At 72.6% G+C, this 26,485-nt stretch carries 22 protein-coding genes; 10 read left to right on the forward strand and 12 right to left on the reverse strand.

The annotated features are described in order from the left end of the window. Nucleotides 1-5 precede the first annotated feature (5 nt). Genes GA0070558_RS12020 through GA0070558_RS12030 form a run of 3 tightly spaced genes read left to right on the forward strand, consistent with a single transcriptional unit; the run spans nt 6 to nt 1,409 of the window. A complete protein-coding gene (locus GA0070558_RS12020; protein ID WP_091278549.1) occupies nt 6-428 on the forward strand; it encodes a roadblock/LC7 domain-containing protein in 423 nt (140 codons plus the stop codon). A gap of 5 nt (nt 429-433) precedes the next feature. Continuing rightward, nucleotides 434-820: a DUF742 domain-containing protein gene (locus GA0070558_RS12025; RefSeq protein WP_043967572.1), complete on the forward strand. Its 387-nt coding sequence runs from the start codon at nt 434-436 to the stop codon at nt 818-820. Further along, nucleotides 801-1,409 (forward strand): GTP-binding protein, encoded by a 609-nt coding sequence (locus GA0070558_RS12030; RefSeq protein ID WP_074474310.1) that lies wholly within the window; start codon nt 801-803, stop codon nt 1,407-1,409. Before GA0070558_RS12025 ends, GA0070558_RS12030 begins: the two co-directional genes overlap by 20 nt. A 62-nt stretch (nt 1,410-1,471) precedes the next feature. On the opposite strand, the gene GA0070558_RS12035 is transcribed toward GA0070558_RS12030, so the two are convergent. Next, the gene (locus GA0070558_RS12035) at nt 1,472-4,315 is read right to left on the reverse strand and encodes an aconitate hydratase (RefSeq protein WP_077939195.1); all 2,844 of its coding nucleotides are present in this window, start codon (nt 4,313-4,315) and stop codon (nt 1,472-1,474) included. Between the two features lie 241 nt (nt 4,316-4,556). Between GA0070558_RS12035 and GA0070558_RS12040 the strand changes: the two genes are divergently transcribed. Continuing rightward, a complete protein-coding gene (locus tag GA0070558_RS12040; RefSeq protein WP_091278552.1) occupies nt 4,557-5,216 on the forward strand; it encodes a DedA family protein in 660 nt (219 codons plus the stop codon). A 46-nt stretch (nt 5,217-5,262) separates the two neighbouring features. Here the strand turns inward: GA0070558_RS12040 and GA0070558_RS34255 are convergent, their stop codons facing one another. The 8 genes from GA0070558_RS34255 to GA0070558_RS12070 form a co-directional block, all read right to left on the reverse strand. Continuing rightward, the gene (locus GA0070558_RS34255; RefSeq protein ID WP_256091888.1) at nt 5,263-5,634 is read right to left on the reverse strand and encodes a PI-PLC domain-containing protein; all 372 of its coding nucleotides are present in this window, start codon (nt 5,632-5,634) and stop codon (nt 5,263-5,265) included. A gap of 96 nt (nt 5,635-5,730) precedes the next feature. Then, a complete protein-coding gene (locus GA0070558_RS34260; protein WP_256091889.1) occupies nt 5,731-6,306 on the reverse strand; it encodes a glycerophosphodiester phosphodiesterase family protein in 576 nt (191 codons plus the stop codon). After that, nucleotides 6,272-7,639, reverse strand: coding sequence for a helix-turn-helix domain-containing protein (locus GA0070558_RS12050; protein ID WP_256091890.1), 1,368 nt, complete (start codon nt 7,637-7,639; stop codon nt 6,272-6,274). The genes GA0070558_RS34260 and GA0070558_RS12050 overlap by 35 nt, the downstream gene beginning before the upstream one ends. Continuing rightward, nucleotides 7,632-7,799 carry a hypothetical protein gene (locus GA0070558_RS33380; RefSeq protein WP_176734189.1) on the reverse strand — a complete coding sequence of 56 codons (168 nt, stop codon included), beginning with the start codon at nt 7,797-7,799 and terminating at the stop codon, nt 7,632-7,634. Before GA0070558_RS33380 ends, GA0070558_RS12050 begins: the two co-directional genes overlap by 8 nt. Next, the gene (locus GA0070558_RS12055; protein WP_091278555.1) at nt 7,796-8,044 is read right to left on the reverse strand and encodes a hypothetical protein; all 249 of its coding nucleotides are present in this window, start codon (nt 8,042-8,044) and stop codon (nt 7,796-7,798) included. The genes GA0070558_RS33380 and GA0070558_RS12055 overlap by 4 nt, the downstream gene beginning before the upstream one ends. A gap of 164 nt (nt 8,045-8,208) precedes the next feature. Next, nucleotides 8,209-9,216 carry a helix-turn-helix domain-containing protein gene (locus GA0070558_RS12060; RefSeq protein WP_091278560.1) on the reverse strand — a complete coding sequence of 336 codons (1,008 nt, stop codon included), beginning with the start codon at nt 9,214-9,216 and terminating at the stop codon, nt 8,209-8,211. Between the two features lie 88 nt (nt 9,217-9,304). Further along, entirely contained in the window at nt 9,305-9,853 is a 549-nt protein-coding gene (locus GA0070558_RS32800) for a DUF5956 family protein (RefSeq protein WP_141722206.1), read from the reverse strand. A gap of 214 nt (nt 9,854-10,067) precedes the next feature. Continuing rightward, nucleotides 10,068-10,271 carry a hypothetical protein gene (locus GA0070558_RS12070; protein ID WP_256091891.1) on the reverse strand — a complete coding sequence of 68 codons (204 nt, stop codon included), beginning with the start codon at nt 10,269-10,271 and terminating at the stop codon, nt 10,068-10,070. Nucleotides 10,272-10,319: 48 nt separating this feature from the next. Here GA0070558_RS12070 and GA0070558_RS12075 point away from each other — a divergent pair, with 48 nt between their 5' ends. From GA0070558_RS12075 to pulA, 4 genes are all read left to right on the forward strand, one after another. Then, complete coding sequence (locus GA0070558_RS12075) at nt 10,320-11,078, forward strand: hypothetical protein (protein WP_091278580.1); 759 nt, start codon at nt 10,320-10,322, stop codon at nt 11,076-11,078. Nucleotides 11,079-11,157: 79 nt separating this feature from the next. Continuing rightward, nucleotides 11,158-11,547 carry a DUF6841 family protein gene (locus GA0070558_RS12080; RefSeq protein ID WP_043967588.1) on the forward strand — a complete coding sequence of 130 codons (390 nt, stop codon included), beginning with the start codon at nt 11,158-11,160 and terminating at the stop codon, nt 11,545-11,547. Between the two features lie 213 nt (nt 11,548-11,760). Next, nucleotides 11,761-12,456 carry a cellulose binding domain-containing protein gene (locus tag GA0070558_RS12085; protein ID WP_256091892.1) on the forward strand — a complete coding sequence of 232 codons (696 nt, stop codon included), beginning with the start codon at nt 11,761-11,763 and terminating at the stop codon, nt 12,454-12,456. Between the two features lie 207 nt (nt 12,457-12,663). After that, a complete protein-coding gene (gene pulA, locus GA0070558_RS12090; protein WP_091278585.1) occupies nt 12,664-18,165 on the forward strand; it encodes a pullulanase-type alpha-1,6-glucosidase in 5,502 nt (1,833 codons plus the stop codon). Between the two features lie 102 nt (nt 18,166-18,267). On the opposite strand, the gene GA0070558_RS12095 is transcribed toward pulA, so the two are convergent. Both GA0070558_RS12095 and GA0070558_RS12100 read right to left on the reverse strand, forming a co-directional pair. After that, the gene (locus tag GA0070558_RS12095) at nt 18,268-19,878 is read right to left on the reverse strand and encodes a hypothetical protein (protein WP_091278588.1); all 1,611 of its coding nucleotides are present in this window, start codon (nt 19,876-19,878) and stop codon (nt 18,268-18,270) included. 550 nt (nt 19,879-20,428) lie between these two features. Beyond that, the gene (locus tag GA0070558_RS12100) at nt 20,429-21,910 is read right to left on the reverse strand and encodes an aminopeptidase P family protein (protein WP_091278591.1); all 1,482 of its coding nucleotides are present in this window, start codon (nt 21,908-21,910) and stop codon (nt 20,429-20,431) included. Between the two features lie 112 nt (nt 21,911-22,022). Here GA0070558_RS12100 and asnB point away from each other — a divergent pair, with 112 nt between their 5' ends. Further along, the gene (gene asnB / locus GA0070558_RS12105) at nt 22,023-23,984 is read left to right on the forward strand and encodes an asparagine synthase (glutamine-hydrolyzing) (RefSeq protein ID WP_077939220.1); all 1,962 of its coding nucleotides are present in this window, start codon (nt 22,023-22,025) and stop codon (nt 23,982-23,984) included. Nucleotides 23,985-24,073: 89 nt separating this feature from the next. Here asnB and GA0070558_RS12110 read toward each other — a convergent pair whose 3' ends face one another. Continuing rightward, nucleotides 24,074-25,189, reverse strand: coding sequence for a lytic polysaccharide monooxygenase (locus GA0070558_RS12110; RefSeq protein ID WP_091278595.1), 1,116 nt, complete (start codon nt 25,187-25,189; stop codon nt 24,074-24,076). A gap of 360 nt (nt 25,190-25,549) precedes the next feature. Between GA0070558_RS12110 and GA0070558_RS12115 the strand changes: the two genes are divergently transcribed. Continuing rightward, nucleotides 25,550-26,485 carry a carbohydrate kinase family protein gene (locus GA0070558_RS12115; RefSeq protein ID WP_091278598.1) on the forward strand — a complete coding sequence of 312 codons (936 nt, stop codon included), beginning with the start codon at nt 25,550-25,552 and terminating at the stop codon, nt 26,483-26,485.

The following is a 26,485-nucleotide window of genomic DNA, read 5'->3' on the forward strand; positions in this document are numbered from 1 at the left end:
GACGAGTGGGGCAGAAGACGGCTTCGAGTGCCGATCTGACGTGGTTGCTGGATGATCTGGTCGGCCGGGTGAAGCAGGCCGAGCACGCGGTCGCGCTCTCCACAGACGGCCTGCTGATGGCCTCGTCGCAGGGCCTGAGCCGGGACGACGGGGAGCACCTCGCTGCGATGGCGGCCGGCATCCAGAGCCTGGCCCGGGGCGCGGGGAAGCGGTTCGGCGGCGGCCAGGTGCAGCAGACCATCATCGAGATGCAGTCGTCGTTCCTGTTCGTCACCGCCGCCGGCCGCAACGCGTGCCTCGCGGTGCTGGCCTCCGAGGACGCCGACGTCGGCCTCATCGCCTACGAGATGGCCATGCTGGTGACCCGGGTCGGCAAGTACGTGGCCTCCCCGACCCGGCTTCCCGAGCAGCCGGTCAGCGAGAAGTAGCCGCCATGACGGTGCCGGGGGAGTCCACGGAGGAACGGTGGGTCGACGACCACGCCGGGCCGGTGGTCCGACCGTACGCGGTGACCGGTGGCCGGGCGCGCCCGGTCACCGGCACGTTCGACCTGATCTCCCTGGTGACGGCCACCCGGTCGGAGGTGTCGCCGGAGGTCGGGCTGGGCCCGGAGCACCTGGCCATCGTCGCGCTCTGCCAGCGGATCCAGTCCGTGGCGGAGGTCGCCGCCCATCTGGACCTGCCGGTGGGTACGATCCGGGTTCTGCTCGGCGACCTCATGGCGCGCGACCTCGTGCAGGTACGCGAGCCGCGGACGACTGCGGGCCTTCCCGACGACAGCATCTTCGAGGCGGTTATCAATGGACTACGGGCCCTCTGAGCGGCCGGCGGGAGCCGTGCCGTTGCCCACCGCGATCAAGATCCTGGTCGCGGGCGGCTTCGGCGTCGGCAAGACCACGATGGTCGGTGCGGTCAGCGAGACGCGACCGTTGCGGACGGAGGAGGTGCTCACCGAGACCGGGGTCGGCATCGACGACCTGTCCGGGGTGGAGGGCAAGACGACCACCACCGTCGCGATGGACTTCGGCCGGATCACGATCAGCGACGACCTGGTGCTCTATCTGTTCGGCACGCCGGGTCAGGACCGGTTCTGGTTCGTCTGGGACGAGCTGGCGCTCGGTGCGCTCGGCGCGGTGGTGCTCGCCGACACCCGGCGGCTGGCCGACTGCTTCCCGTCGATCGACTACTTCGAGGGGCGCGGCACCCCGTTCGTGGTCGCGGTGAACTGCTTCGAGGGCGCCCGCCGCTACCGGCTCGACGAGGTGCAGGCCGCCCTCAACCTCGACCCGGGGGTGCCGGTGCTGCTCTGTGACGCGCGGCAGCGGGAGTCGAGCAAGGAGGTGCTCATCACGCTGATGGAGCACGCGCTGAAGATCCGGGAGTCCCGCCGCCGCGCCGCCGGCAACTGACCGTATGCAAGGAAGGGCCCCTTGTTAACAGACGTCTGTTAACAAGGGGCCCTTCCTTACGCTCAGCTGGCGATCATGCGGCGCAGGACGTACTGCAGGATGCCGCCGTGGCGGTAGTAGTCCGCCTCGCCCGGGGTGTCGATGCGGACCACCGCGTCGAACTCGACGCCGGTGTCGGTGCTGACCTTCACCGTGCGCGGGGTCTCGCCGTCGTTCAGCGCGGTCACGCCGCTGATCGAGAACGTCTCCGTGCCGGTCAGGCCCAGCGACTCGGCGGTGGTGTCCACCGGGAACTGCAGCGGCAGGACGCCCATGCCGATCAGGTTCGACCGGTGGATCCGCTCGTACGACTCGGCGATGACCGCCCGCACGCCGAGCAGCATGGTGCCCTTGGCCGCCCAGTCCCGCGACGAGCCGGAGCCGTATTCCTTGCCGGCCAGGATGACCAGCGGGACGCCCGCCTCCTGGTAGGCGGTGGAGGCGTCGTAGATGGTGGTCTGCTCGCCGGTGAGGTGGTTGACGGTGAAGCCGCCCTCGACGCCCGGCACGAGCTGGTTGCGCAGCCGGATGTTGGCGAACGTGCCCCGGATCATCACCTCGTGGTTGCCCCGGCGCGAGCCGTACGAGTTGAACTCGTGGCGCGGCACGCCGTGCTCGGCCAGGTATTTCCCGGCGGGGGAGTCGGCCTTGATCGAGCCGGCCGGGGAGATGTGGTCGGTGGTGACCGAGTCGCCCAGCTTGGCCAGCACCCGCGCGTCGGCGATGTCCTGCACCGGGGTCGGCTCCTGCTGCATGCCCTCGAAGTACGGGGGCTTGCGCACGTACGTGCTCTCGCCCTCCCAGGCGAACGTGTCGCCCGTCGGGGTCGGCAGCGACTGCCACCGCTCGTCGCCGGCGAACACGTCGGCGTACGCGGCGCTGAAGCCGGTCGCGCCGATCGCCTGGGCGATGACGTCCTGGATCTCGGCGCTGTTGGGCCAGATGTCGCGCAGGTAGACCGGCTCACCGGCGCTGTCCTCGCCGATCGGCTCGTTGGCCAGGTCGATGTCCATCGTGCCGGCCAGCGCGTACGCCACCACCAGCGGCGGGGACGCCAGGTAGTTCATCTTCACGTCCGGGTTGATCCGGCCCTCGAAGTTGCGGTTGCCGGACAGCACCGAGACGACGGCGAGGTCGCCCTCGTTGACGGCGGCGGAGACCTCCTCCGGCAGCGGGCCGGAGTTGCCGATGCAGGTGGTGCAGCCGTAGCCGACCAGGTTGAAGCCGAGCTTCTCCAGGTAGGGCGTGAGGCCGGCGCGGTCGTAGTAGTCCATGACGACCTTCGAGCCCGGCGCGAGGGTGGTCTTCACCCACGGCTTGCGGGCCAGGCCCTTGTCGACGGCGTTGCGGGCCAGCAGCGCCGCCCCGATCATCACCTGCGGGTTGGAGGTGTTGGTGCAGGAGGTGATCGCGGCGATCACCACGGCGCCGTGGTCCAGCTCGTACTCCACGCCGTCGGTGCCGGTGACGCGCACCGGGTTGCTGGCCCGGCCGCCCGCGCCGACGGCGGCGGTGACCAGGTCGCGGGGCGCGTCGGCCGGGTCGTTGACCCCGTTGGCCGGGGCGTCGCTGGCCGGGAAGGACTCGGCGGACGCCTCGTCGGCCGGGCCGGCGGTGCCGAGCGGCTTCTCCTGCTGCGGCACGCCGGGCTTGCGGCCGGTGGCGTCGGCGGCCACGTAGTCGGTCAGCGCCGAGCGGAACAGCGTCTTGGCGCTGCCCAGCGGCACCCGGTCCTGCGGGCGCTTCGGGCCGGCCAGGGACGGCTCGATGGTGCCCAGGTCCAGCTCCAGGCGCTCCGAGTAGTCCGGCTCGGCGGCCGGGTCGTGCCAGAGGCCCTGCTCCTTGGCGTACGCCTCGACGAGCGCGACCTGCTGCGGGTCGCGCCCGGTCAGCTCCAGGTAGCGGACGGTCTCGGCGTCGATCGGGAAGATCGCCACGGTGGAGCCGTACTCGGGCGACATGTTGCCGATGGTGGCCCGGTTGGCCAGCGGCACGGCGCTCACGCCGGGGCCGTAGAACTCGACGAACTTGCCGACGACGCCGTGCTTGCGCAGCATCTCGGTGATGGTGAGCACCAGGTCGGTGGCGGTGGTGCCGGCGGGCATCTCGCCGTGCAGCTTGAAGCCGACGACCCGGGGGATCAGCATGCTGACCGGCTGGCCGAGCATCGCGGCCTCGGCCTCGATGCCGCCGACGCCCCAGCCCAGCACGCCCAGGCCGTTGACCATCGTGGTGTGCGAGTCGGTGCCGACGACGGTGTCCGGGTACGCCTGGCCGCCGCGCTCCATGATCGTGCGGGCCAGGTACTCGATGTTGACCTGGTGCACGATGCCGGTGCCCGGCGGGACGACCTTGAACTCGTTGAACGCGGTCTGGCCCCAGCGCAGGAACTGGTAGCGCTCCTTGTTGCGCTCGTACTCCAGCTCGACGTTGCGCTCGAAGGCGTCCTCACGGCCGAACAGGTCGGCGATGACCGAGTGGTCGATGACCAGCTCGGCGGGCGCGAGCGGGTTGACCTTGGTGGCGTCGCCGCCGAGGTCGCGGACCGCCTCGCGCATGGTGGCCAGGTCGACCACGCAGGGTACGCCCGTGAAGTCCTGCATCAGCACCCGCGCCGGGGTGAACTGGATCTCCACGCTCGGGTCGGCGGTCGCGTCCCAGCCGCCGAGCTGGCGGATGTGGTCGGCGGTGATGTTCGCGCCGTCCTCGGTCCGCAGCAGGTTCTCCAGCAGGATCTTCAGGCTGTAGGGGAGCCGTTCGTGCCCCTCCACCTTGCTGATCTTGAAAATCTCGTAGCTCGCGTCTCCGACGCGTAGCTGGGTCTTCGCACCGAAGGTGTCGAGGCTCGCCACGTCGTACTCCTTCACACCAGCGACCGTGAGTAGTCCTGAGCAGTCTGTCGCACCGGCCGGGGCGACGCCCCGGTTAGGTGACACTTACCGCGATTCCCGTTTCAACAAAACCGTACGTCCGTCTTGCTAGTCGCGCAACCTCGCGCCAGGCTTCGGGACGCGCCCGCGCCGCCCGCCCGGGTGGCCCGGCGGCGGAGGGGCCGCCGCGCCCCGGCAACCCGGGTAGGGTTCGAGGCCGGACCTGAAGGGATGCGCCGTGGTCGACGTACAGCACTGGCTGACCGCGCTGCCCCCGGTCGCGGTCTACCTGATCGTCGCCGGGGTGATCGGCGTGGAGAGCATGGGCGTCCCGCTGCCCGGCGAGATCGTCCTGGTCAGCTCCGCCCTGCTCGCCGCCACCGGCGTCGTGCAACCCGAGTGGGTGGCCGTCGCCGCGGCGTTCGGCGCGATCGTCGGCGACTCCATCGGGTACGCGGTGGGCCGCCGGGGCGGCCGACCCCTGCTCGCCCGGATCGGCCGGCGCTTCCCGAAACACCTCGGCCCCGCCCAGCTCGCCCGCGCCGAACAGAGCTTCGCCCGGCACGGCGTGTGGGCCGTCTTCTTCGGCCGGTTCGTGGCGCTGCTGCGCATCCTCGCCGGCCCCCTCGCCGGCGCGCTACACGTGCCGTACCGGCGGTTTCTGCTGGCCAACGCGGCCGGCGGCCTGGTCTGGGCCTTCGGCACCACCTACCTGCTCTACAGCGTCGGCCGGGCCGCCGAGCACTGGCTCAAGGACATTTCCTGGGCCGGGCTGGTCCTCGCCGTCCTCGCCGGCATCGGCAGCACCTGGTGGCTGCGGCGGCGGGCCCGCCGGCTGGAGCAGGCGGACGCGTCCGGCGAGGCCGAGCCCGTCGGCGCGACCGCCGGCGACCGCTGACCCGGCGCTGGCCGGTCACCGGCCCAGGCAGCGGCGCGACCACGCCTCACCGACCCAGCAGCGGCGCGACCACGTCGATCCGGTTGGTCCACACCCCGCCCGTCCAGCCCGCCGGGATCGCGTCGACGTCGTCGGCGTCGTCGAAGCCCTCCGAGAACCCGCCCGACCCGTTCACCACGATCACCCGCGTGTCCGCCTCCCGCATCCGGGACACGAACCGGTTCGGCCACCCCCACATCAGCCGCCCGTAGCGCTGCGGCAGGTGCAACTGCCGGTGGCGGCAGGCGTCGGGGACGTGCCCCGTCCAGCCGACCGCCAGGTACGCCACGAGGCAGTCCTTCATGACCTTCTTCGAGGTGATCCGGACGTCGGGCAGCCGGGCGGCGAACGCGGCCACCGCCACGTCGCCCCCGTACACGGTGAGGGTGTCGCGCCGCTGCTGCGGCAGCGTCGCCAGGAGGTCGGCCAGCGCCTCGCCCTCGGCGGCCCCCTCGACCTTCAGGTGGATCAGCAGCTACCGGTCGGGGAACTCGGCCAGCACCTCCTCGGCCGTCGGCAGCAGGCCCACCCCCTTGCCCCGGAACGGGAACGTCCGCCCGCCGTCGCTGGTGTAGCCGTAACCGAGGTCGAGCCCGCGCAGCTCGGCGAGGGTGTGCTCGGCGACCTTCCCCGTGCCGTCGGTGTGGCACTGCAACGTCGCGTCGTGGAAGACCGCCAGGCGGCCGTCGCGGGTGACCTGCACGTCGAACTCCACCAGGTCGGCCCCCGCCGCGAACGCCACCCGCATCGACGCGAGAGTGTTCTCCAGGTACGGATGCTCGGGCGGGTGGATGCGCTCGGCGGTGCAGGTGTCGTTGGTGACGCCCGCCAGGTCGAACGTCTGGGCCAACCCCCGGTGCGCCAGCAGGAACGGCCCGCCCGGTGGCCGACCGGCCAGGGTGGAGCTGTTGCCGACGTACAGGCCGGCGGCGGCGAGCAGCACGACGACCAGCGAGATCGCGAGCCGCCGTCGCCACCGCCGGCCCCGGCCCGGCCGCTCGCCCCCGGGCGCGCTGTCAGTTGCGGTAGATCCCGTTCCCCGTTCTGTCACCGGCGCAGCCTGCCAGCGGGCACCGGCCACCGGCAAGCGGCCCAGCCCACGCCCGCCCCGCCCCCTCGACCCCCACCCACCCGGTGCGCCGATCTTGCAGTTTGGGCCCCTCCCGTGGGCTCTTCGCCCCTTTTGCCGGGGCCGAAACTGCAAGATCGCCGGAGCTGCCCGCGTCGATGCGGCGCACTCCGGTCGCCTCCGCCAGCGCGAGCAGGTGTGGATCCGGCCGGCTCGCGACGGCCAGCACGCCGGCCAGCGCGGTCCGCCCGGCGGGCCTGATGCGCACCTCGGCGGGCACCAGGCGGTCCGCGTGCAGCAGCGCCGCGCCCGCCCCGGCCGCGTCACCGGCACGCAGGTACGCGCCGGACACGTCGACCAGGTGCGCGGCCCGGTGCTCGATCGGCAGCCGTTGCCAGCCCGGGGCACCGACCAACGCCTCGTGGGCGACGACCGCGCGCCGGCCGTCCCCGAGCATCGAAACGGCCACGACCCGGGCGGCGTCGACCGCTGCCCGCTCCGGCCCGCCGGGCTCGGTGACCGCTGCGGCGTCGTCGAGCATCTCGTTCGCCGCAGACCGGTCGCCGGCCTCGGCGGCAGCCAGCGCGGCCTGAAGCAACGCCGCCGCGCACGCCGCCCGCTCGGCGGCACTGCCCCCGCCCGGCTCCAGCGGGGCCACCTGGTGCGCGGCGACGACGGTCGTCTCGAACGCGGCCTGCTGCCGGCCGGCGGCACGCAGGGCCTGGCCGAGCGGGACGGCGGCGAGTGCCGCCAGCACCGGATCGTCGCCGGCAACGGCCAGCGCGCGGTCGGCGGCCAGCCAGGCCAGCTCCGCGGTGCCGAGCTTCACCAGCACGAACGCGACGAGCCGGTACGCCTGGAGGAACTGCTCGGCCTGCCCGCCACCGGCGAGCCGGTGCCCGTCGACGAGCAGGGCGGGGGCGAGCCGCAGCAGATCGACGTACCGGCCGTGGTTATAGGCGGCAGCGGCGTGCGCCACCCGGGTCCGGTAGACGACCGGATCGGTCGGGGCGGCCGGTGCACGCAGCAGGCCCGGATGGCGGGCGAGCGCGGCCCGGACCACCTCGACGCCATCGGCAGCCGGCTCACGCTCGGGCCCGACGGCCCCGTCGCGGGCGATCAGCAGATCCGGGTCGATGCGCAGCACCGCGGCGACCTGCCGCAGGGTCGACACCTTGTCCAGGGCGCGAACGCCCCGCTCGACCTTGTCCACCCACGACTTCGACCTGCCCAACCGATCGGCGAACACCTGCTGGGACATGTTGCGCCGGCCCCGCCAGTACGCCACCCGGCGGCCCACCGGCAGCTCACCCACCCTGCACCAGCCGAGCCACGATGCGCGCCGAGTTGGCGTTCGCCCACGGCCAGCACCGTTTCGGGGTGCCGCAGACCGGGCACCGGCCGTCGCGCTGCCGGTGGGCGTCCAGGTCCCGCTGCCACCACGGCATCTCCAGGTCGCTGACGCCCTGACTCACCGGTCGGCCCTGCCGGGGGTGGCCTCGTGGTCGAGAGCCACGGTCGGGACGATCTCGGTCGGTTGGCAGTGCTGCGGGGTGGTGCGCGCGGCCTGGGCGTCGGCGAGAAGCCGCCGACGGGCGACCGCCTGCTCGGCAGCCTGGATGCGCTGCCCGGTGCCGGGCGGCGGGGGCGGTTCGGGCCGCCGCAGCGCCCACCGGGTGATGGCGCGGACTTCGGTGCAGACCCTGGACCAGGTTGCCACGTCGCCTCCCTCTGCTCGCGGAGTGGGATGGGCGGCGACGGCGGTTCGCACACTTGCGTGGGAAACGGGAGGGCCGCCGCCACCCAGGAGAATCCTGCGGTTGCAGAGCGCATCCGTGATGGCGGCAGGTGTCCGCGACACGTCCGGAACGGACGGCGGACACGTCAGCCGGTGGCGACCGCCAGCGCCTGCCGGTACTCCTGCGCCCACTCCGCGCGCGCCTGGTCGGCGGGCAGGCCAGCCAGGCCCGCGCGCAGGTTGTCCGCACCCGCCGCAACGTCGCCGAGCGCCAGGTAGGCCAGCCCGAGGCCCATCCGGGAGAACGTCGGCGTCAGCCAGTACGCGAGGGCCGGTGCCGATTCAGACTCGGCAACCGTGGTGAGGTCGCTCGCCTCGGCGAGGAGCCGCCCGGCGGCGGCCCGGTCGCCGAGCAGGGCGTACCCGTGAGCCGCCTGCACCGCGTCGCCGACGCGCTGCAGGGCTGTCGCGCCCGGGGTGTGGTACGCGGCGATGAAGTGCCGCACGATGCCGCGTGCGTTGCCCCGCTGGCGCTCCAGGTAGCCGCGGAAGTTCTCGACCTGGGCGGCGAGCGGCCCGCTGTCGACCGCGTCGGCCTGGGCGGCGGCCTCGGTCAGGACACGCACGGCCTCTGTGTCGTTGCGCGCTTCGGCGTACAGCCACCCGACGAACTGCGTCCACTCGGCAGCCACGTAGTGCAGTTCGGCGGCGTGCTTCCCTGCGGCGTGTCGGGCGAGCTGCTGCGCGGTGCGCCAGTGCGCCACGACGGCGGGCAGCGTCACCGGAGCCGGCAGCACGTCGTCGAGACGCCGCTGTGCGGCCAGCACGTCGGCGAGCAACCGCACGCTGGTGCCGTCGAGCCGGCTCGGTTCCGCGCTCACGTACGCGAGCCGCTCGTCGTCGTCGGGTGTGGTGACGGTCGGCAGGGCGGTAACCATGGCGGCGAGGGAGCCGCCGGCATGCAGAAGATCGTCGAGCTGGTGGGCGACGTCGAGGCTGGGACGGGTGCGCCCCGATTCGAGGTCGTGCAGGTAGCTCTTGCCGTAGAAGGCACGCCGGGCCAGATCCCGCAGCGACATGCCATGAGCGCGGCGCAGGCGGCCCAGCTCGGCGGGGAAGCGAGGATCCACGACGGTACGTACGCGAGCAGGCATGGGGACTCCCAGGTAGCGGTCTGGGTGGCGGGCTGCCCACCGCAACCACCGGCGGCCCCACCTTCTGCAACGGTACGCTCCCTTAGGGTTACCCTGCTCGATGCGGTGAGGCAGGCGTGACATGGGCTGTGGGCGCACCGCCACCGGGAAACCGATCGGATTCCAGGAGCGCCGCTAACGCCCGCTGTCGGAGTAGATCCTCTGCACGACTTCGCTGAATCGGGGGGGCGATGTCGGCCGGATGAATCGCTGATGAGGGTAGGGCTGCGTTCAGATCGGCCCACAACCGGTCCTCGCTGTACCCGCCGGGCAGGCGCAGGAACCATCGGTACCCCGCCGGTCTGGCTGGAACGTCGCAGTCGTGCAGGTAGCCGTTGATGTCGGCGTCGATGTCGACCTGCTCCTCCTGGGTGCGCGGGCGGCTGTACTGCTCATCGCCGGCCGGGCTGCTGCAAAACACGCGCGTGGTGTGCGCCTCAACCTGATCGGGGACGCGGACGAGCCGGGCTGGGCCTGCGCACCAGCCGAGCAGGCCGCCCCAGCCGTTCTCGGGCAGTTCGACGTACTCGTCGCCGGTGGGGGGCGTGGGTGACAGCGGCACGTTGTCCCAACGGCCCGCGTCCGAGCGGCTGTTCATGATTACCTCTCGACGCGAGGGCTGGAGCCCGCCGACGTGGCGGGACCTCAGCCCAGTTTGCGCCTGAGGACCGCGAGGGGTTACGGGAACACGCGGTTCCCGTTGTTGGTGCCGCAGTGGAAGGACCACGACCGGGGCGTTACCGCTCTTTCCCGGATCGAGCGTGACCTTGTTCCGCCGGCCTGTGGGTCCGTCGGTCAGGGCGGTCCGTCGGTCAGGCTGGTTCGTCGGGCGGCGGGGTGCCGACCGCGCCGATGGCGGTGGCCTCCGCGTGCCGGTCGCGCAGCCGGGCCCGGATCTCCTCCGGGGTGTACGCCCGTCGCCGCCGCTCGGCGCGGGCCACGACCACCCCGGTCGCGGCGACACCCGCGAGACCGGCCAGCCCGAGCCACTTCCACCACTGCATCCGTTGCCGCATGCGCCTAGGGTAGACGTTCATGAGCAAGCAGAACGGCGGGGCGACGGCATGAGCATCGGCCTGGACGAGGCCGTGGAGCTGACCCGCACCGGCGACGTGTGGGTGTTCCGGGGTCGCAGCGTGCCCGATCGCGCCATCCAGCTCACCACCAACAGCCCGGTCAACCATGTCGGCATGGCGGTGGTCCTCGACGACCTGCCGCCGCTGATGTGGCACGCCGAGCTGGGCCGGTCGCTGCCGGACATGTGGACCGGCACCCACCATCGCGGGGTGCAGTTGCACGACCTGCGGGACGCGGTCTGCGTCTGGGCCAACCGGTACGGCCAGCGGGCCTGGCTGCGCCAGCTCGAACCGCCCGCCGACGTGACGATGGAGCAGGCGGTGCTGCGCACCGTCGCCCGCCTCGACGGCACGCCGTTCCCGTCGACCGCCCAGCTCGCCTGGCGCTGGGCGCGGGGCCGGGTGCCGCAGGTGCGGCTGCCCCTGCCCGGCCGGTGGGACCGGGCAGCCGGTCCAGGAGACCGGGGAGCCGCGCACGAAGAGCAGGCAGAGCAGGGAGCCACCCAGGCGGAGCGGGGGAGCGGCGCGGCGGAGCGGCCGGGCGGGGTCGCGGTGCGGGACCGGGCGCTGGAGACGGCGTACTGCGCCGAGGTCGTCGCGGTGACGTACGAGGCGATGGGCCTGCTGCCGGCGGGCCGCCGGCCGAACTGGTACGACCCGGGCCGGTTCTGGAGCGGAGACGACCTGGGGTTGACCGGCGGGGCGCAGCTCGGCGCCGAGATCGAGGTGCGGATCCCGCCACGGTGAGCGACCGGGGCGGCGCGCTGCGCGCTGGTGCCGCCGACCCTGGTTTGCCGGGGCGGGCGCGCGGCAACTGACAGTCCCCGTGACAGCATCCACCGATCTCGACGCGCTGACCGACTTCTTCAACCGGTACGGCGTGGCCCTGACCACCGGCGACGTGGCGGCGGTCGCCGCCTGCTACGCCCTGCCGGGGCTGGTCGTCGCCGACACCTACAGTTTCTCGTTCGCGTCCCCGGCGGCGGTGGCGCTGTCGTTCGTCGGCGCGGCCCCTGACTACCACGAGCGTGAGCTGGTGGCGGCGCACGCGGTGATCGGGGACGTGCAGCCGGTCTCGGCGCTGTTGACCGAGGTCGCGGTGGAGTGGGAGTTCCTGGACGGCCGGGGACAGCGCGTTCCTGGCGAGCGGTACCGTTACCTGCTACGGAGTACCGACGACGGCCCCGCCATCTGTACGGTGATCCGCACCGCCTGACCGCGTCGCGGCGACCTTCGGGGTGCCCGCGGCATCGCCGGAACCGGGCTCACTGGACTGTTAGGACGGTTCAGTGGGCTCCGGCCCTTTCCGACATTGCCGTAGATCGCTACGCTCTCCGGGCGGGACCGATGAGGGAGGGACATGTCGGGCACACGTCGCGCGCAACCCACCCCTGGGACCAACGCCGCCATAGCCAGTTCACCCTGGATCGTGGTCTCGGTCGGGGTGGTGGTGATGGTGGTGCTGCTGTTCGTGGCGCTCGGCACGTACCGCAGCCGGGGTCCCGTCGGTGAGGCGTTCCCGGCTCCCGAGTGGACGATGCCGCTGCCGACGCTGCCGCCGACGGTGAGCCGGTCGGTGACCGAGCCGCCCGCGCCGGTGGTGCCGGGTCTCTCCCCGCGCTCGACCCTGTCGCCGAGCGGCGGGCAGGCCGCCGGGCCCGGGGTCGTCCCCGTCCCGGTCGGCGAGGGCGGCGCCGGCCCGCTGCCGGCGGAGCCGGCCGCCCCGCCGACCGCCGCCCCGCCCGCGCCCGAACCCGAGCCCGAGCCGCCGGCCCCGACCACCCCGGCCAGGCCGCCCGCGTCGCCGTCGGTGAGCGGCGCGTACCGGGTGATGAACTCCTACGACGGCGCGTTCATCGGCGAGGTGCTGGTGCGCAACGAGTCCCGGTCGCAGCGGGGCTGGACGGTCCGGATGACCTTCCCCGGTGCGCACCTGGTGACCGCCTGGATCGAGGGCGCCCCGCAGGGCCGGATCAGCCGCTCGGGCGACACGTGGACCTTCACGAGCGGCGTCGACCTGTCCCCGGGCGCGTCGGTGCCGCTGCGGTTCCACTTCGACCAGACGCGGGCCACCCGCCCGACGACCTGCACCGTCGACGGGGCCGGCTGCTCGGGCCTGCGCTGACCGACCCCTTCGATCGTCACCGGCCGTGGCCGGCTCCTTCCTGTGCCGTGCGCACGCGGCTGCCCGTCCCCCAGGGCCCGCGTGCGCATTGCCGTGCGCAGGTGCTTGCAAGATGACTGCTTTGTTGCGACTCCGTTTGCAAGGTATTGCAGAACGTTTCGGCAAGGGCTAGCGTGCGGGCCAATCACGACCAGAGGAAGGCCGTCGATGAAACCCCCGCCTATGCCCCGTAAGGCGCTGCTCGCCTTGGTCTCCACCCTCACCCTCGCCCTCGTCGGCGCCCCCGTCGCCGTGCGCCAGCTCGGCGGCGACGCCGCCGACGGCGGCACCCGCACCGACCCCCTCGCCGCCGCCGGCGCGGTGCAGTGGCGCGCCGAGCCCTCCGCCGAGGCCCTGCTCGCCGCCGGCAACGACGACGCCCGGGCCGAGCAGTTCTACTTCGTCCTGCCCGACCGGTTCGCCAACGGCGACCCCCGCAACGACGCCGGCGGTCTCACCGGCGACCGGCTGTCCACCGGCCTCGACCCCACCGACAAGGGCTTCTACCACGGCGGCGACCTCAAGGGTCTCATCGACAAGCTCGACTACATCCAGGGGCTGGGCACGACGGCCATCTGGCTCGCCCCGGTCTTCAAGAACCGGCCCGTGCAGGGCACCGGCGACGACGTCTCCGCCGGCTACCACGGCTACTGGATTACCGACTTCACCCAGGTCGACCCGCACTTCGGCACCAACGAGGAGCTGAAGAAGCTGGTGCAGCTGTCGCACCGGCGGGGCATCAAGGTCTACCTCGACGTCATCGTCAACCACACCGCCGACGTCATCAAGTACGCCGAGGACAAGTACGCCTACATCGACAAGAAGACCGCGCCGTACACCGACGCGCAGGGGCGGGCCTTCGAGGACCGCAACTACGCCGACGGCACCCGGGGCTTCCCCAAGGTGAACGCCGACTCGTTCCCGTACACCCCGACCTTCGACAGCCCGGCCGACGCGAAGGTCAAGGTCCCGGCGTGGCTCAACGACGCCACCATGTACCACAACCGGGGCGACTCGACCTTCGCCGGCGAGAACAGCGAGTACGGCGACTTCTTCGGCCTGGACGACCTGTGGACCGAGCGCCCCGAGGTCGTCGCGGGCCTCACCAAGGTCTACGGCGACTGGCTCGGCGCGACCGGCGTCGACGGGTTCCGGCTCGACACCGTCAAGCACGCCAACCTGGAGTTCTGGCCGCAGTTCAGCCGGGGCATCGAGCGCGCGGCCGAGAAGGCGGGCAAGAAGGACTTCTTCATGTTCGGCGAGGTCTACAGCGCCGACCCGGAGATCACCTCCACCTACGTGCGGCGCGGCGGCCTGCCCGCCACCCTCGACTTCGCCTTCCAGGAGGCCGCGCGCGGCTACACCGCCGCCGGCGGCTCCGCGAAGGCCCTCGCCGACGTGTACGCCCGCGACGACCTGTACGCCGCCCGCGACACCGACGCCAACCGGCTGACCACCTTCCTCGGCAACCACGACATGGGCCGGATCGGCTCCTTCGTCGCCGCGGCCGGCGGGGACGACGCCGCGCAGCTGCGCCGCACCACGCTCGCCCACGAGCTGATGTTCCTCACCCGGGGGCAGCCGGTGGTCTACTCCGGCGACGAGCAGGGCTTCACCGGCCCCGGCGGCGACAAGGACGCCCGGCAGGACATGTTCGCCTCGCGCACGGCCGACTACCTCGACGACGACCTGATCGGCACCGACCGCACCCACGCCGCCGACCAGTACGACCCGGCGCACCCGCTCTACCGCACCATCGCCGGGCTGGGCGCGCTGCGCCAGGCCCACCCGGCGCTGCGCGACGGCGTGCAGGTCACCCGGTACGCCGCCGACGGCCCTGGCGTCTTCGCGTTCTCCCGCGTCGACCCCCGCCAGCGCGTCGAGTACGTCGTCGCCGTCAACAACGCCGACACCGCGCAGACCGTCACCGTGGACACCTGGTCGCCCGGCACCGCCTTCGCCGGCATTTACGGCGGCACCGCCAGGCCGACCGCCGGGGCGGACGGCAAGCTCACCCTCACCGTGCCGGCCATGTCCGCCGTGGTGCACCGGGCCGCCAAGGCCATCCCGCAGGCCGCCGCGAAGCCGACGATCACCATCACCGCCCCCGCCCCGGGCACGCCCGTCGCCACCCGGGCCGCCGTCACCGCCCAGGTCACCGGCGATCCCCTCGCCACCGTCACCGTCGCCGCCCGGGTCGCCGGCGGCCGGTGGACCCTGCTGGGCAGCGCGCACACCGCCCCGTACACCGTGCACCACGACCTGACCGGCCTGGCCGGCGGCACGAAGGTCGAGTACAAGGCCGTCGTCCGCGACGGCCGGGGCCGCGTCGCCGCCACCCGCTCCACCGCCACGGTCGGCACCCCCGCCCAGAGCGCGTCGCGGGACTGGGTGGTGGTGCACTACCAGCGCCCGGCCGGCGGCTACGCCGACTGGGGCCTGTACGCCTGGGGCGACATCGACCCCGCGTACGTCACCGAGTGGCCCAAGGGGCAGCCGTTCGCGGGTGAGGACTCGTACGGCCGGTTCGCCTGGGTGAAGCTGAAGCCCGGCGCGAAGTCCGTCGGTTTCCTCGTGGTGGACTCCGCCGGCAACAAGGACGTCGCCACCGACCGCACCGTCGACGTGACGCAGACCGGCGAGGTGTGGGTGAAGCAGGGTGACGCCGCGCTCTACCCGAGCCGGCAGGCCGCCACCGGCGAGCCCGACCCGCCCGCCGCCGAGGACACCGCGCTGATCCACTACCGCCGCGCCGACGACAACTACGACGGCTGGGGCCTGCACCTGTGGGACGGCGCGGCCAACCCCACCGACTGGTCCAGCCCGCTCAGGCCGGAGAAGGTCGACTCCTTCGGCGCGGTCTTCCGGGTGCCGCTGGCCGCCGGGGCGACCGGCCTGAGCTACATCGTCCACAACGGCGACACCAAGGACCTGCCGGACGACCAGCGGCTCGACTTCGCCACCGCCGGCCGTCAGGTGTGGCTGCTCGCCGCCACGCCGGGCCGGCTACTGCCGACGACCTCGTCCGGGGTATCCAGGGACGTGGACATCACCAAGCAGCGGGCGCAGTGGATCGACCGGTCCACCGTCGCCTGGCAGACTCCCGACACCGACGGCCGGACGTACGCCCTGGTCACCGCCCCGGCCGGCGGGGTGAGCGTCGTCGACGGGGAGCTGTCCGGGACGTACACCTCGCTGCCGCTGCGGGCGCAGCGCAACGGGCTCACCGAGGCCCAGCGCGCGCGGTTCCCGCACCTGTGGGCCCACCGGGCCTTCACCCTCGACCGGGGCGACCTGGCGAAGGTGCCGGCGGCGCTGCGCGGGCAGCTCGTGGTCACCGAGCGGGACGCCGAGGGGAAGCTGCTCGGCGCGACCGGCGTGCAGATCCCGGGCGTGCTCGACGACGTGTACGCCGCCGCGACCGGCGCGAGGCTCGGCCCCACCTTCGCCGGCCGGGTGCCCACCCTGTCGGTCTGGGCGCCCACCGCCCGCACGGTGTCGCTGGAGCTGTCCGACGCCCCGACCGCCGCGCCGCGGGTCGTGGCGATGCGCCGCGACGACCGCACCGGCGTGTGGTCGGTGCGCGGCGAGCCGGGCTGGACCGGAAAGTTCTACCGGTACCGGGTGTCCGCGTGGCAGCCGGCCGCCCAGCGGATGGTCACCGCCTCGGTGACCGACCCGTACTCGCTGGCCCTCGCCCCGGACTCCACGCACAGCCAGCTCGTCGACCTGGCCGACCCGGCGCTCGCGCCGGCCGGCTGGGCGGGCCTGCGCAAGCCGGCGGCCGTGCCCCCGGCGAAGGCGCAGATCCAGGAGGTCTCCGTGCGGGACTTCTCCGTCGCCGACGCAGGCGTGCCGGCCGAGCGGCGCGGCACCTACCTCGCCTTCACCGACCCCGACACGGCCGGCATGAAGCACCTGCGGTCGCTCGCCGACGCCGGCGTCGACTACCTGCACCTGCTGCCCGCGTTCGACTTCGCCACCATCCCCGAGCGGCGGGCCGACCAGCAGCAGCCGGCCTGCGACCTGGCCAAGCTGCCCCCGGACTCCGCCGAGCAGCAGCGCTGCGTCGCGGCCGTCGCCGACACCGACGGCTACAACTGGGGGTACGACCCGCTGCACTACACCGTGCCGGAGGGCGGCTACGCCGTCGACCCGGCCGGGGCGGCGCGCACCGTCGAGTTCCGCCGGATGGTCGCCGGGATCAACGGCGCGGGCCTGCGGGTCGTCATGGACGTCGTCTACAACCACACCTCGGCCGCCGGCACCGACGCGAAGTCGGTGCTCGACCAGGTGGTGCCCGGCTACTACCACCGGCTGCTCGACGACGGGGCCGTCGCCAACTCCACGTGCTGCGCCAACACCGCCCCCGAGCACGCCATGATGGGCAAGCTCGTGGTCGACTCGCTGGTCACCTGGGCCAAGGCGTACAAGGTGGACGGCTTCCGGTTTGACCTGATGGGCCACCACCCCAAGGCGAACATCCTGGCCGTGCGTGCCGCCCTGGACCAGCTCACCGTCGCCCGCGACGGCGTCGACGGTCGCAGGATCCTGCTCTACGGCGAGGGCTGGAACTTCGGCGAGGTCGCCGACGACGCCCGGTTCACGCAGGCCACCCAGGCCAACATGGCCGGCACCGGCGTCGGCACCTTCAACGACCGGCTGCGCGACGCGGTGCGCGGCGGCGGCCCGTTCGACGCCAACCCGCGCGTGCAGGGCTTCGCCTCCGGCCTGTTCACCGACCCCAACGGCGACCCCGTCAACGGCTCGGCCGCCGAGCAGAAGGCCCGGCTGCTGCACGCCCACGACCTGATCAAGGTGGGGCTCACCGGCAACCTGCGCGGCTACCGGTTCACCGACTCGTCGGGCAGGCAGGTCACCGGCGGCCAGGTCGACTACAACGGCTCCCCGGCCGGCTACACGGCCGCGCCGGGCGAGGCGGTCACCTACGTCGACGCGCACGACAACGAGATCCTGTACGACGCGCTGGCGTACAAGCTGCCGCAGGCCACCTCGGCGACGGACCGGGCCCGGATGCAGGTGCTCGCCCTCGCCACGGTGGTGCTGGGGCAGGGCACCGGGTTCGTGACGGCCGGCTCGGAGCGGCTGCGGTCGAAGTCGCTGGACCGCAACTCCTACAACTCCGGCGACTGGTTCAACCAGATCCGCTGGGACTGCGCCCAGGGCAACGGGTTCGGCGCGGGCCTGCCCCCGGCGCAGGACAACCAGGACAAGTGGCCGTACGCGAAGCCGCTGCTGGCGGATCCGAAGCTGGTGCCGGACTGCGCGGCGATCGACCTGGCCGACGCCCGGTACGCGGAGCTGCTGCGCGTGCGCGAGTCGTCGCCGGTGTTCGGGCTGGACACCGCCGAGCAGGTGCAGAAGCGGGTGGCGTTCCCGCTGTCCGGCGTCGCCGAGACGCCGGGCGTGCTCACGATGACCCTCGACGCCCGGGGGTTCGGCGGGCAGTGGCGGTCGGTGACCGTCGTGTTCAACGCGACCCCGCAGGCGGCGAAGCAGACCGTGCCCGGCCTGCGCGGGTCGGACGTCGCACTGCATCCGGTGCTGCGTGCCTCCGCCGATCCGGTGCTGCGCACCGCCTCGTTCGACCGGGGCAGCGGCACGTTCACGGTGCCGGCGCGCAGCGTGGCGGTCTTCGTGCAGCGCTGACCCGGGGTGTACGGGGCCGGCCCCGCAGAGCGCGACTTGAGGTCGCGCCCGGCGGGGCCGGCTTCTTCGTTGTGGTGGAGCGGTTGCTCCGTGGTGGCCCGATCAGCCCTGGCAGTTGGTGATGGCGATGCCGCCGCAGTTGTTCGGGTTGTTGCGGAAGACCAGCGTCTTGACGTCGATGCTGGCGTTGCCCGCGTTGAAGATGCCGCCGCCGCCGTTGGTGGCGCCGGCCTGGTTCTCGGTGATCACGCTGCGCTGGACGACGAGCGCCCCACCGGCGGCGTTGTTGATGCCGCCGCCGGTGTTGGCGGCCTGGTTGCGCAGCACCACGCTGTCGGACATCGTGAGGACGCCGCCGTTGTTGATGGCCCCGCCGTTGGTGCCGGCGACGTTGCCGAAGAACGTGGTGCCGTTGTAGCGGTCCACCTTCTTCTCGTACTCCGCGCCGTCGCCGCCGGGCTGGGGGCCGTCGGGCTGCGGCTCGGCCATTCCGCCCTTGCCGCCCTTGTCCTCGCTGCCCTTGGCCCTGGTGCCATGGTCCGGGGCGCTCCCGCCGCGGTACTGCTCGGCCAGCTCGGACGTCCACTTGTCGTCGCCCGGCAGGATCGTGGTGGTGGAGCCGGCGAAGGTGTAGAGCCCGCCACCCGCGCCGAGCGTCGTGTTCTCCACGAACTTGACGTCGCGCAACTGCACGTTGCCCCCGGTGACGGCGATGCCGCCGCCGTTGGTCAGCGCGACGTTGAGCCGGAAGGTGCTGTCGGCGACGTCGGCGGAGCCGCCGGCCACCAGGAGGCCGCCGCCGCTGCCGGCGGTCTGGTTGCCGACGAAGGTGCTCTTGCGGATGGTCACCGCACCCGCGGTGCTGGCGATCGCGCCACCACCGGACACGGGCGGTTGGGTGTTCGTGCCGCTGGCCTTGTTCGCCTCGAAGTGGGAGTCGTGCACCGTCAGCGTGCCGCTGTTGAAGACCGCGCCCCCGCTGTTCCCCGCGTTGTTGAGGGTGAACTTGGTGTCCTTCAGCACGGTGGTGCCCAGGTTGGTGATCGCCCCACCGTTGACCCCGGTGGTGGAGGCGTTGTTCTGGGTCAGCTTCACGCCCTTCAGCTCGGCCCGGCCGCCGGCCTGCACCAGCATGGCCCCGCCGCCGGGGGCGGCGACGACCAGGCCGTTGCGCAGCGTGACGTCACTCAGCCGCAGGTTGCCCCCGGCGTTGACCTGGAAGATGCGGAACAGGGTCGGCGACGCGCTCGCCAGGTCCCAGGCCCGCTCCAGGACCGAGTGCTCCCCCAGGATGGTGATGTCGGTGGTGATCGGCGGCAGCGCATTGCTGCCGGTCGCCGTCGCGGTGCCGGTGCGCAGCTCGTACGTGCAGCCGCGGGCCAGCTTCAGGGTGCCCCCCAGGTGCTGGTTGGCCCGGTTGATGGCGGCGAACAGGGCGGTGACGTTGCACGGCACGGGCGTGATGCGCCGCGCGTCCTCTCCGGGGCGGCCGCCTTCGTGTCCGTCCCAGCCCTCGCCCCGGCCCGAACCGTCCTTCTGGCTCTGGTGTCCGCCGGAGTCATCGAGACGGGTGACCGCGCTGGCGTTGGTGGCGGCCATCATGCCCAGACCGACCACGCCCGCCATGCCGGCGATGCCGGCGGCGAGCCACTTCTTGCGGCGGTTCCTCGGCACCGGGTTGGCGGCGCCGCTCTGCTTAAGGTGATTGGACATCGGAGCTCTCTGCCCTCTCCTTGCATCAGACAAGGCCACTTCGCCGTGGCGAGGCGTCCTTGGCTACAAATCGGTTGTAGCTACTGAAAGTCACCGTAGGAGAGCTTTCTTCGCTTCGTGGGCTTATCCGAGGAAACCCCACATTTGATAACCGATGCCTCAGGCCAGATCAGACGGGACTCGGGGCGCGCGCCGCACGGTGCTGGAGGAAGGGTGCGTGCGGCCCTCGTGCGGCCTCCGTGCGGCAGATGCCGAACTGCGGGGCCACGGGCGGGCAGCCCCGGGGCACGCGTCGGGGCCTGTGTCCGGACTCGTCGTCCGTGGCGCAGGCCCCGCGCTATGTGGATCAGTCGAGCACCGGAGGTGGTGCCGACCTGGCTCGCCGGTTTGTGCCGACGACTGCGACCAGTGGATGGAATGGCGCCAACGGGATGTCGGCCCTGAACCCCACCGTAGCGGTCGAACCGCCCTCAGTCGGACGTATCCGAAGAAACCCCGTGTTCGGTGCCTTCCCGTCCGTCACCAGGACGAGCAGGAAGGCATGTCACAGTCAGCCGGGCAGGCGGAAGCCCACCTCGCGCTGCTCGGCGAGCCAGCTCTCCACCTCGTCGGCCCGGCGCGGCAGCCCCGCCGACAGGTTGACCGCGCCGGTCGCCGTGACCAGCACGTCGTCCTCGATCCGGATGCCGATGCCGCGCAGCTCCTCCGGGACCAGGTCGTCCTCGGGCTGGAAGTAGAGCCCCGGCTCCACGGTGAGCACGTAGCCCTCGCCGAGCGCGCCGTCGCGGTACGCCTCCTTGCGGGCGTTCGAGCAGTCGTGCACGTCGATGCCGAGCATGTGCCCGAAGCCGTGCAGCGTCCAGCGGCGGTAGACCGTCGACTTCTCGTCCATTGCCTCGTCCACGCTCACCGGCAGCAGGCCCAGCTCGTGCAGCCCCTCCGCGAGCACCCGCATGCAGGTCAGATGGACGTCCTTGAACTTCACTCCCGGCTTGATGAAGTCGATGCCGGCCTGCTGCGAGGCGTACACGATGTCGTAGACCTGGCGTTGCAGCGGGGTGAACCGGCCGCCGACCGGCAGCACCCGGGTGACGTCGGCGGTGTAGAGGTTGCGGTTCTCCACGCCCATGTCCATCAGCAGCAGCTCGCCCGGCCGGGTGGTGCCGTGGTTGTGCACCCAGTGCAGGATCGTGGCGTGCTCGCCGGCTCCGACGATCGAGCCGTAGCCGACGTCGTTGCCGTCGTGCCGGGCCCGCAGCGCGAAGACGCCCTCCAGCAGCCGCTCCGAGACGCCCCGGTCGGCCGGCAGCACCCGGGCCACGTCCTCGAAGCCGCGCACGGTGGCGTCGATCGCGTCCTGGAGCTGGGCGATCTCCCACTCGTCCTTGACGAGCTTCAGCTCGGAGATCGCGATGGCCAGCTCCCGGTCGCGGGCCGGCTGGCCCTCCTCCCGGGGCCCGTCGTACGGGCGCACGGCCGCGTCGACGCGGGCGTCGAAGCCGCGCAGCACCCGCGTGCGCCCCGGGGCCAGGTCGGCCAGCGCCGCGTCCAGCTCGGCCAGGTCGGCCGTGGGCAGGCCCAGCTCCGTCGACTTCTCCGCAAGGGTGTGCCGCCGGCCCACCCACAGCTCGCCGTGCCGGCTGCGGAAGAACTCGTCGTTGTCCCGCGAGGAGCGGGGCCGCATGTAGAGCACGGGGTCGTGCCCCGAGCCGTTCGGGCGCAGCACGAGCACGCTGTCCGGGTCGTGGTCGCCGGTCAGGTACGCGAAGTCGCTGCCCGGCCGGAACCGGTATTCGGTGTCGTTGGCGCGTGTCTTCTCCCCGCCCGTGGGGATGACCAGCGTCTCGCCCGGGAACGCCGCGGAGAGCGCGGCCCGCCGCTTGGCGTGGTTGGGCACCTCCACCCGGGGGCCCACCGGCAGGGTCGTGTCCCGCCAGCCCTGGCGCATGAACGACAGGAACGCCTCCGGGAAATCCGGGTCGTGCGACTCCGTGCCGTCCGCCGGCTGGCCGTCCGTCCGGTCCTCGCTCATGCTCCGCTCCCTCCGCCTCGTCGCTGGTCCAGACGGTACCCCGGCGCAGGCACGGGCGGAGACCCTGCGGTGCCCGCGACGGCCGCCCGCGCCGCGTGGAAAGATGACCACCATGTGCGGACTTCTGGCCTTCTTCAGCGCTAACGGCAACGCCGCCGCCCACCGCGAACACATCGCGGGGGCGTTGGAATGCCTGCACCACCGCGGACCGGACGAGACCGGGGTCGAGGTGGTCGGCGACGCGAGCGGCCAGTACGCCGACGGGGTCTTCGCGCACAAGCGCCTGGCGATCATCGACGTGGCGTCCAGCCACGAGCCGCTGCCGTACGCGGGCGGGCGCTACCTGCTGACCTTCAACGGCGAGATCTACAACTACATCGAGCTGCGCGACGAGCTGGTGCGCAACTTCGGCGCGCAGTTCGCCACCGCCGGCGACGGCGAGGTGATCGTCGCCGGCTACCACTACTGGGGCGAGCAGGTGCTCACCCGGCTGCGCGGCATGTTCGCCTTCGTCATCTGGGACCGGCAGGAGCGCCGCGCGTTCGGCGCGCGCGACAACTTCGGCATCAAGCCGCTGCACTACCTGGAGACCGCCGACGGGCTCTACCTCGCCTCCGAGAAGAAGGCGCTGCTGCCGTTCGCCCAGTCGGCGTACGCCGGGGACGCCGGCATCGACACGGCCAACCTCAGCCACTACCTGACCCTGCAGTACGTCCCGGAGCCCGGCACCCTGCACCAGGGGATCAGCCGCATCGGGTCGGGGGAATACCTCACCTGGACCCCGGGCGGCCGGATCGACGTGCGCCGGTGGTACCGCCCGGTGTTCCGGCCCACCCCGGTCGCCGACGAACAGCGGCTCTACCACCACATCCGGGAGACGCTGCGGGAGAGCGTCCGGATGCACATGCGCTCGGACGTGCCGGTCGGCTCGTTCCTGTCCAGCGGCATCGACTCCACCGCCGTGGTGGCCCTGGCCCGCGAGTTCAACCCGCACATCCTCACCTTCACCGTCGGCTACGACGTCCCCGGCTACTCGGAGATCGACGTCGCCCAGGACTCGGCCCGGCACCTCGACGTGACCACGATCCCGACCAAGATCGGGCCGCAGGACATGATCGACGCGCTGCCGAAGATCGTCTGGCACCTCGACGACCCGGTGGCCGACCCGGCGCTCGTGCCGCTGTACTTCGTGGCGAAGAAGGCCGCCGAGCACGTCACCGTGGTCCTCTCCGGCGAGGGCGCCGACGAGTTCTTCGGCGGCTACACCATCTACCGGGAGCCGCTGTCCCTCGGCGCGGTCAACGGCCTGCCCGGCGGGGTGCAGAAGGGGCTGCGCGCGGTCTCCAAGGCCATCCCGCAGGGCGTCAAGGGCAAGAGCTTCCTGGAGCGCGGCACCACCCCGATCGAGCAGCGCTACTACGGCAACGCCCGGATGTTCACCGAGGAGGAGAAGCAGCACCTGCTGCGCCGCTACGACCCCTCGGTGCGCTACACCGACGTCACCGCCCCGATCTACGCCGAGTGCACCGAGCTCGACGACGTCACCAAGATGCAGTACGTCGACCTCTACACCTGGCTGCGCGGCGACATCCTGGTCAAGGCCGACCGGATCTCGATGGCGCATTCGCTGGAGGTCCGGGTGCCGTTCCTCGACAAGGAGGTGTTCGACGTGGCGGCCACCATCCCGGTGGACCTGAAGCTCCCGCCGCGCTCCGACGCCACCAAGTACGCCATGCGCCAGGCGCTGCAGGGCGTCGTGCCGCCGGCCATCGTCAACCGCAGGAAGCTGGGCTTCCCCACCCCGACGCGGGTGTGGCTGCGCGGCGAGATGTACGAGTGGGCCCGCTGGGTGCTGTCCAACTCCGGCGCGGGCGAGCTGATCGACCTGTCGTACGCGATGCGGCTCCTGGAGGAGCACAAGCGGGAGGAGGCCGACCACTCCCGCAAGGTGTGGACGGTGCTGATCTTCTGCATCTGGCACGCGATCTTCGTGGCCAAGACGCTCGACCCGGGCATCCAGCGCAACCAGTCGGCGCTGCTGACGAAGCCGGTCGTCGGCTCCATGGTCCGCTAGGCCGGGCAGCGCAGACCGGGAAAGGGCCCCCGCCGTCGGCGGGGGCCCTTTCGTGCACCGCGCGTCGGCGGAGCCGACGCGCGGTCAGGTCACGCGCGGGTGCAGCTCACCGTCGGCAGCGAGCTTGTGCCGCTGGCGACGAAGCCGAAGGCGGTGGTCCCCTCCGGCGCGACCGTCCCGTTGTAGGGGCTGTTGGTGACCGTCACCGTCGACCCGGACGTGGTGTACGTGCCGTTCCACAGGCTGTTGATGGTCTGGCCGGTCGACCAGGTCAGGGTCGCCTTCCAGCCGGTGAACGGCGTCGAGCCGTGGTTCATGATGGCCACCTCGCCCTGGAACCCGCCGGACCAGGAGCTGACCACCTTGTAGGTCGCCATGCAGTCACCGCCGGCCGGCGGCGGCGTCGTCGACCCGGGCGTGGTCGGGGTCGGCCCCGGCGTGGTCGGGGTCGGCCCGGGGGTGGTCGGGGTCGGCGCCGGGGTGGTCGGGTTCGGGGTGCCGCCGATGCCGGTCACCTGGCCGTTGCCGCCGTCGAAGGTGACGTCCGAGCAGCCGAAGAAGTTCTCCTGGCTGTCCGAGCGGACCCAGCGCGAGTAGATGATGTGCCGGCCGCTCTTGCCCGACGGCATGTTGCCGCTGAAGTAGTAGTGCCCCTCGTTGGTGCCCACCGGGCCGTTCTGCGGCGGGTTGGTCACCGTGAGGAAGGGCTGCTCCTCCAGGTCGCTCCAGGCCAGGGCCCGGGTCGGGCTCCAGCTGTCCTTCGTCACGTAGAAGTAGAAGGTGCCCGGGTGGTGGGCCCAGTTGCTGTACTTGAAGTCGAACCGGGCGCCGGCGGTCAGGTGGGTCAGCGGCCAGTCGGTGCGGGGCGCGTCGTAGCCGCTGAAGCCGGGGTTGCCGCCGCTGCACAGCTTGCCGTCGGGGATGAAGCCGACGGTGCGGCCGCCGGCGTCCGAGCGCAGCACGCTGAACCAGTTGTACAGCGAGTTGGCCCCGTTCTCGGCGACCGCGGCCGAGCAGGCCGGGTTGATCGGCTTGATCTCACCCGTGGGGGTGAGGCCGTCCTTCCAGCACAGGTAGGTCCGGGCACCGGGGGTCATCGATGCGCCGTGGGCGGCGGCCGGGTCGGGGCTTGCCACGATGGTGGCGGCACCCGCGGCGAGGGTGGCGGCCGCGATGAGCAGCGCGGCCGTGCGGGAACGGGTCACGGGGTTCTCCTGACTCGCGGAACGACCGCACCGGCCGTTCCGCTGCGACGAGCGGATGTCACGATCGCGGTGCCGCGCCCCTGCCCGTGGGCCGACGGCGCGCGTCACCGACGGTCCGCCTCGGCGGACCGGTGTGCCCCTCGCGCTGGCTCTCTCCCGATGCCGGCGGACGCGACAGCCCCTCGCATCGACCGGCAGCGTCATCTCACCACGCCGATGCCGACCGCCGCAATAGTCGACCGTCGATGATATCCGGGCGTCGCCCGGGCCGTGGCCCCGTCAGGTGGGGGTTCGGTGCTGGCGTCGTCGCCAGGTAGGACAGGATCGGGGTACGGCAGCGGAGGCGACGGAAGGGCCACGATGGGATACGCGGTGGTGCTCGGCGAGGCACTGATCGACCTGCTCGACGCGGAGTGCGACGGGCAGCCCGTCTTCCGCCAGGCGATCGGCGGCGGCCCGCTCAACGTCGCCGTCGGGGTGGCCCGGCTCGGCGGGTCGGTGCAGTTCGTCGGCTCGCTCGGCGACGACGCGCTCGCCGCCCGGATCCGCGCCTTCCTGACCGACGCGGGCGTCGGGCTGGCCGGGGCGGTCACCGTGCCCGCGCCGACCACCCTGGCGGTGGCCACCCACACCGGCGCCGAGCCGGACTTCCGCTTCTACGGCGAACCGCCGTCCTACGGGCTGCTCACCGCCGACGCCCTGGACGCGGACCTGGTCGGGGGCGCCGACGTGCTCTACTGCGGCTCGATCGTGCTGCTGTCGCCGACCGTCCTGGCCGCCGCGCGCCGGGCCTGGTCCCTCGCGGGCGGGCTGCGCGTGTTCGACCCGAACGTCCGACCCCGGCTGCTCGACGGCCCCGCCGCGCTGGCCGCCCTGCGCCAGACGGTCGCGGAGTTCGCCGCCTCCGCCCACCTGGTCAAGCTCAGCGCCGCCGACGCGGAGCTGCTCTATCCCGGCGAGCCGGTCGAGGGGGTCGCGGCGTACCTGCGGGAGCTGGGGGCGGCCACCGTCGTGGTCACCCTCGGCGCGGCGGGCGCGGTCGTCGCCGCCGCCAACGCCGATCCGGTACGCGTGCCCGCGCCGAAGGTGCGCGCGGTGGACGCCACGGGCGCGGGCGACTCGGTGATGGGGGCGCTCGTCGCCGAGCTGCTGGTCGACGGGGAGCCCACCGATCCCGCCGACTGGCACCGCCGGGTCGCCTTCGCGCTGCGGGTGGCCGGCCTGGTCTGCGAGTCGCCGGGCGGCGCGGTCGCCATGCCCACCCGCCCCGAGGTCCTGACCCGCTTCCCCGCCTGA

It is taken from the genome of Micromonospora haikouensis (genome assembly GCF_900091595.1).
GTDB lineage: Bacteria > Actinomycetota > Actinomycetes > Mycobacteriales > Micromonosporaceae > Micromonospora > Micromonospora haikouensis.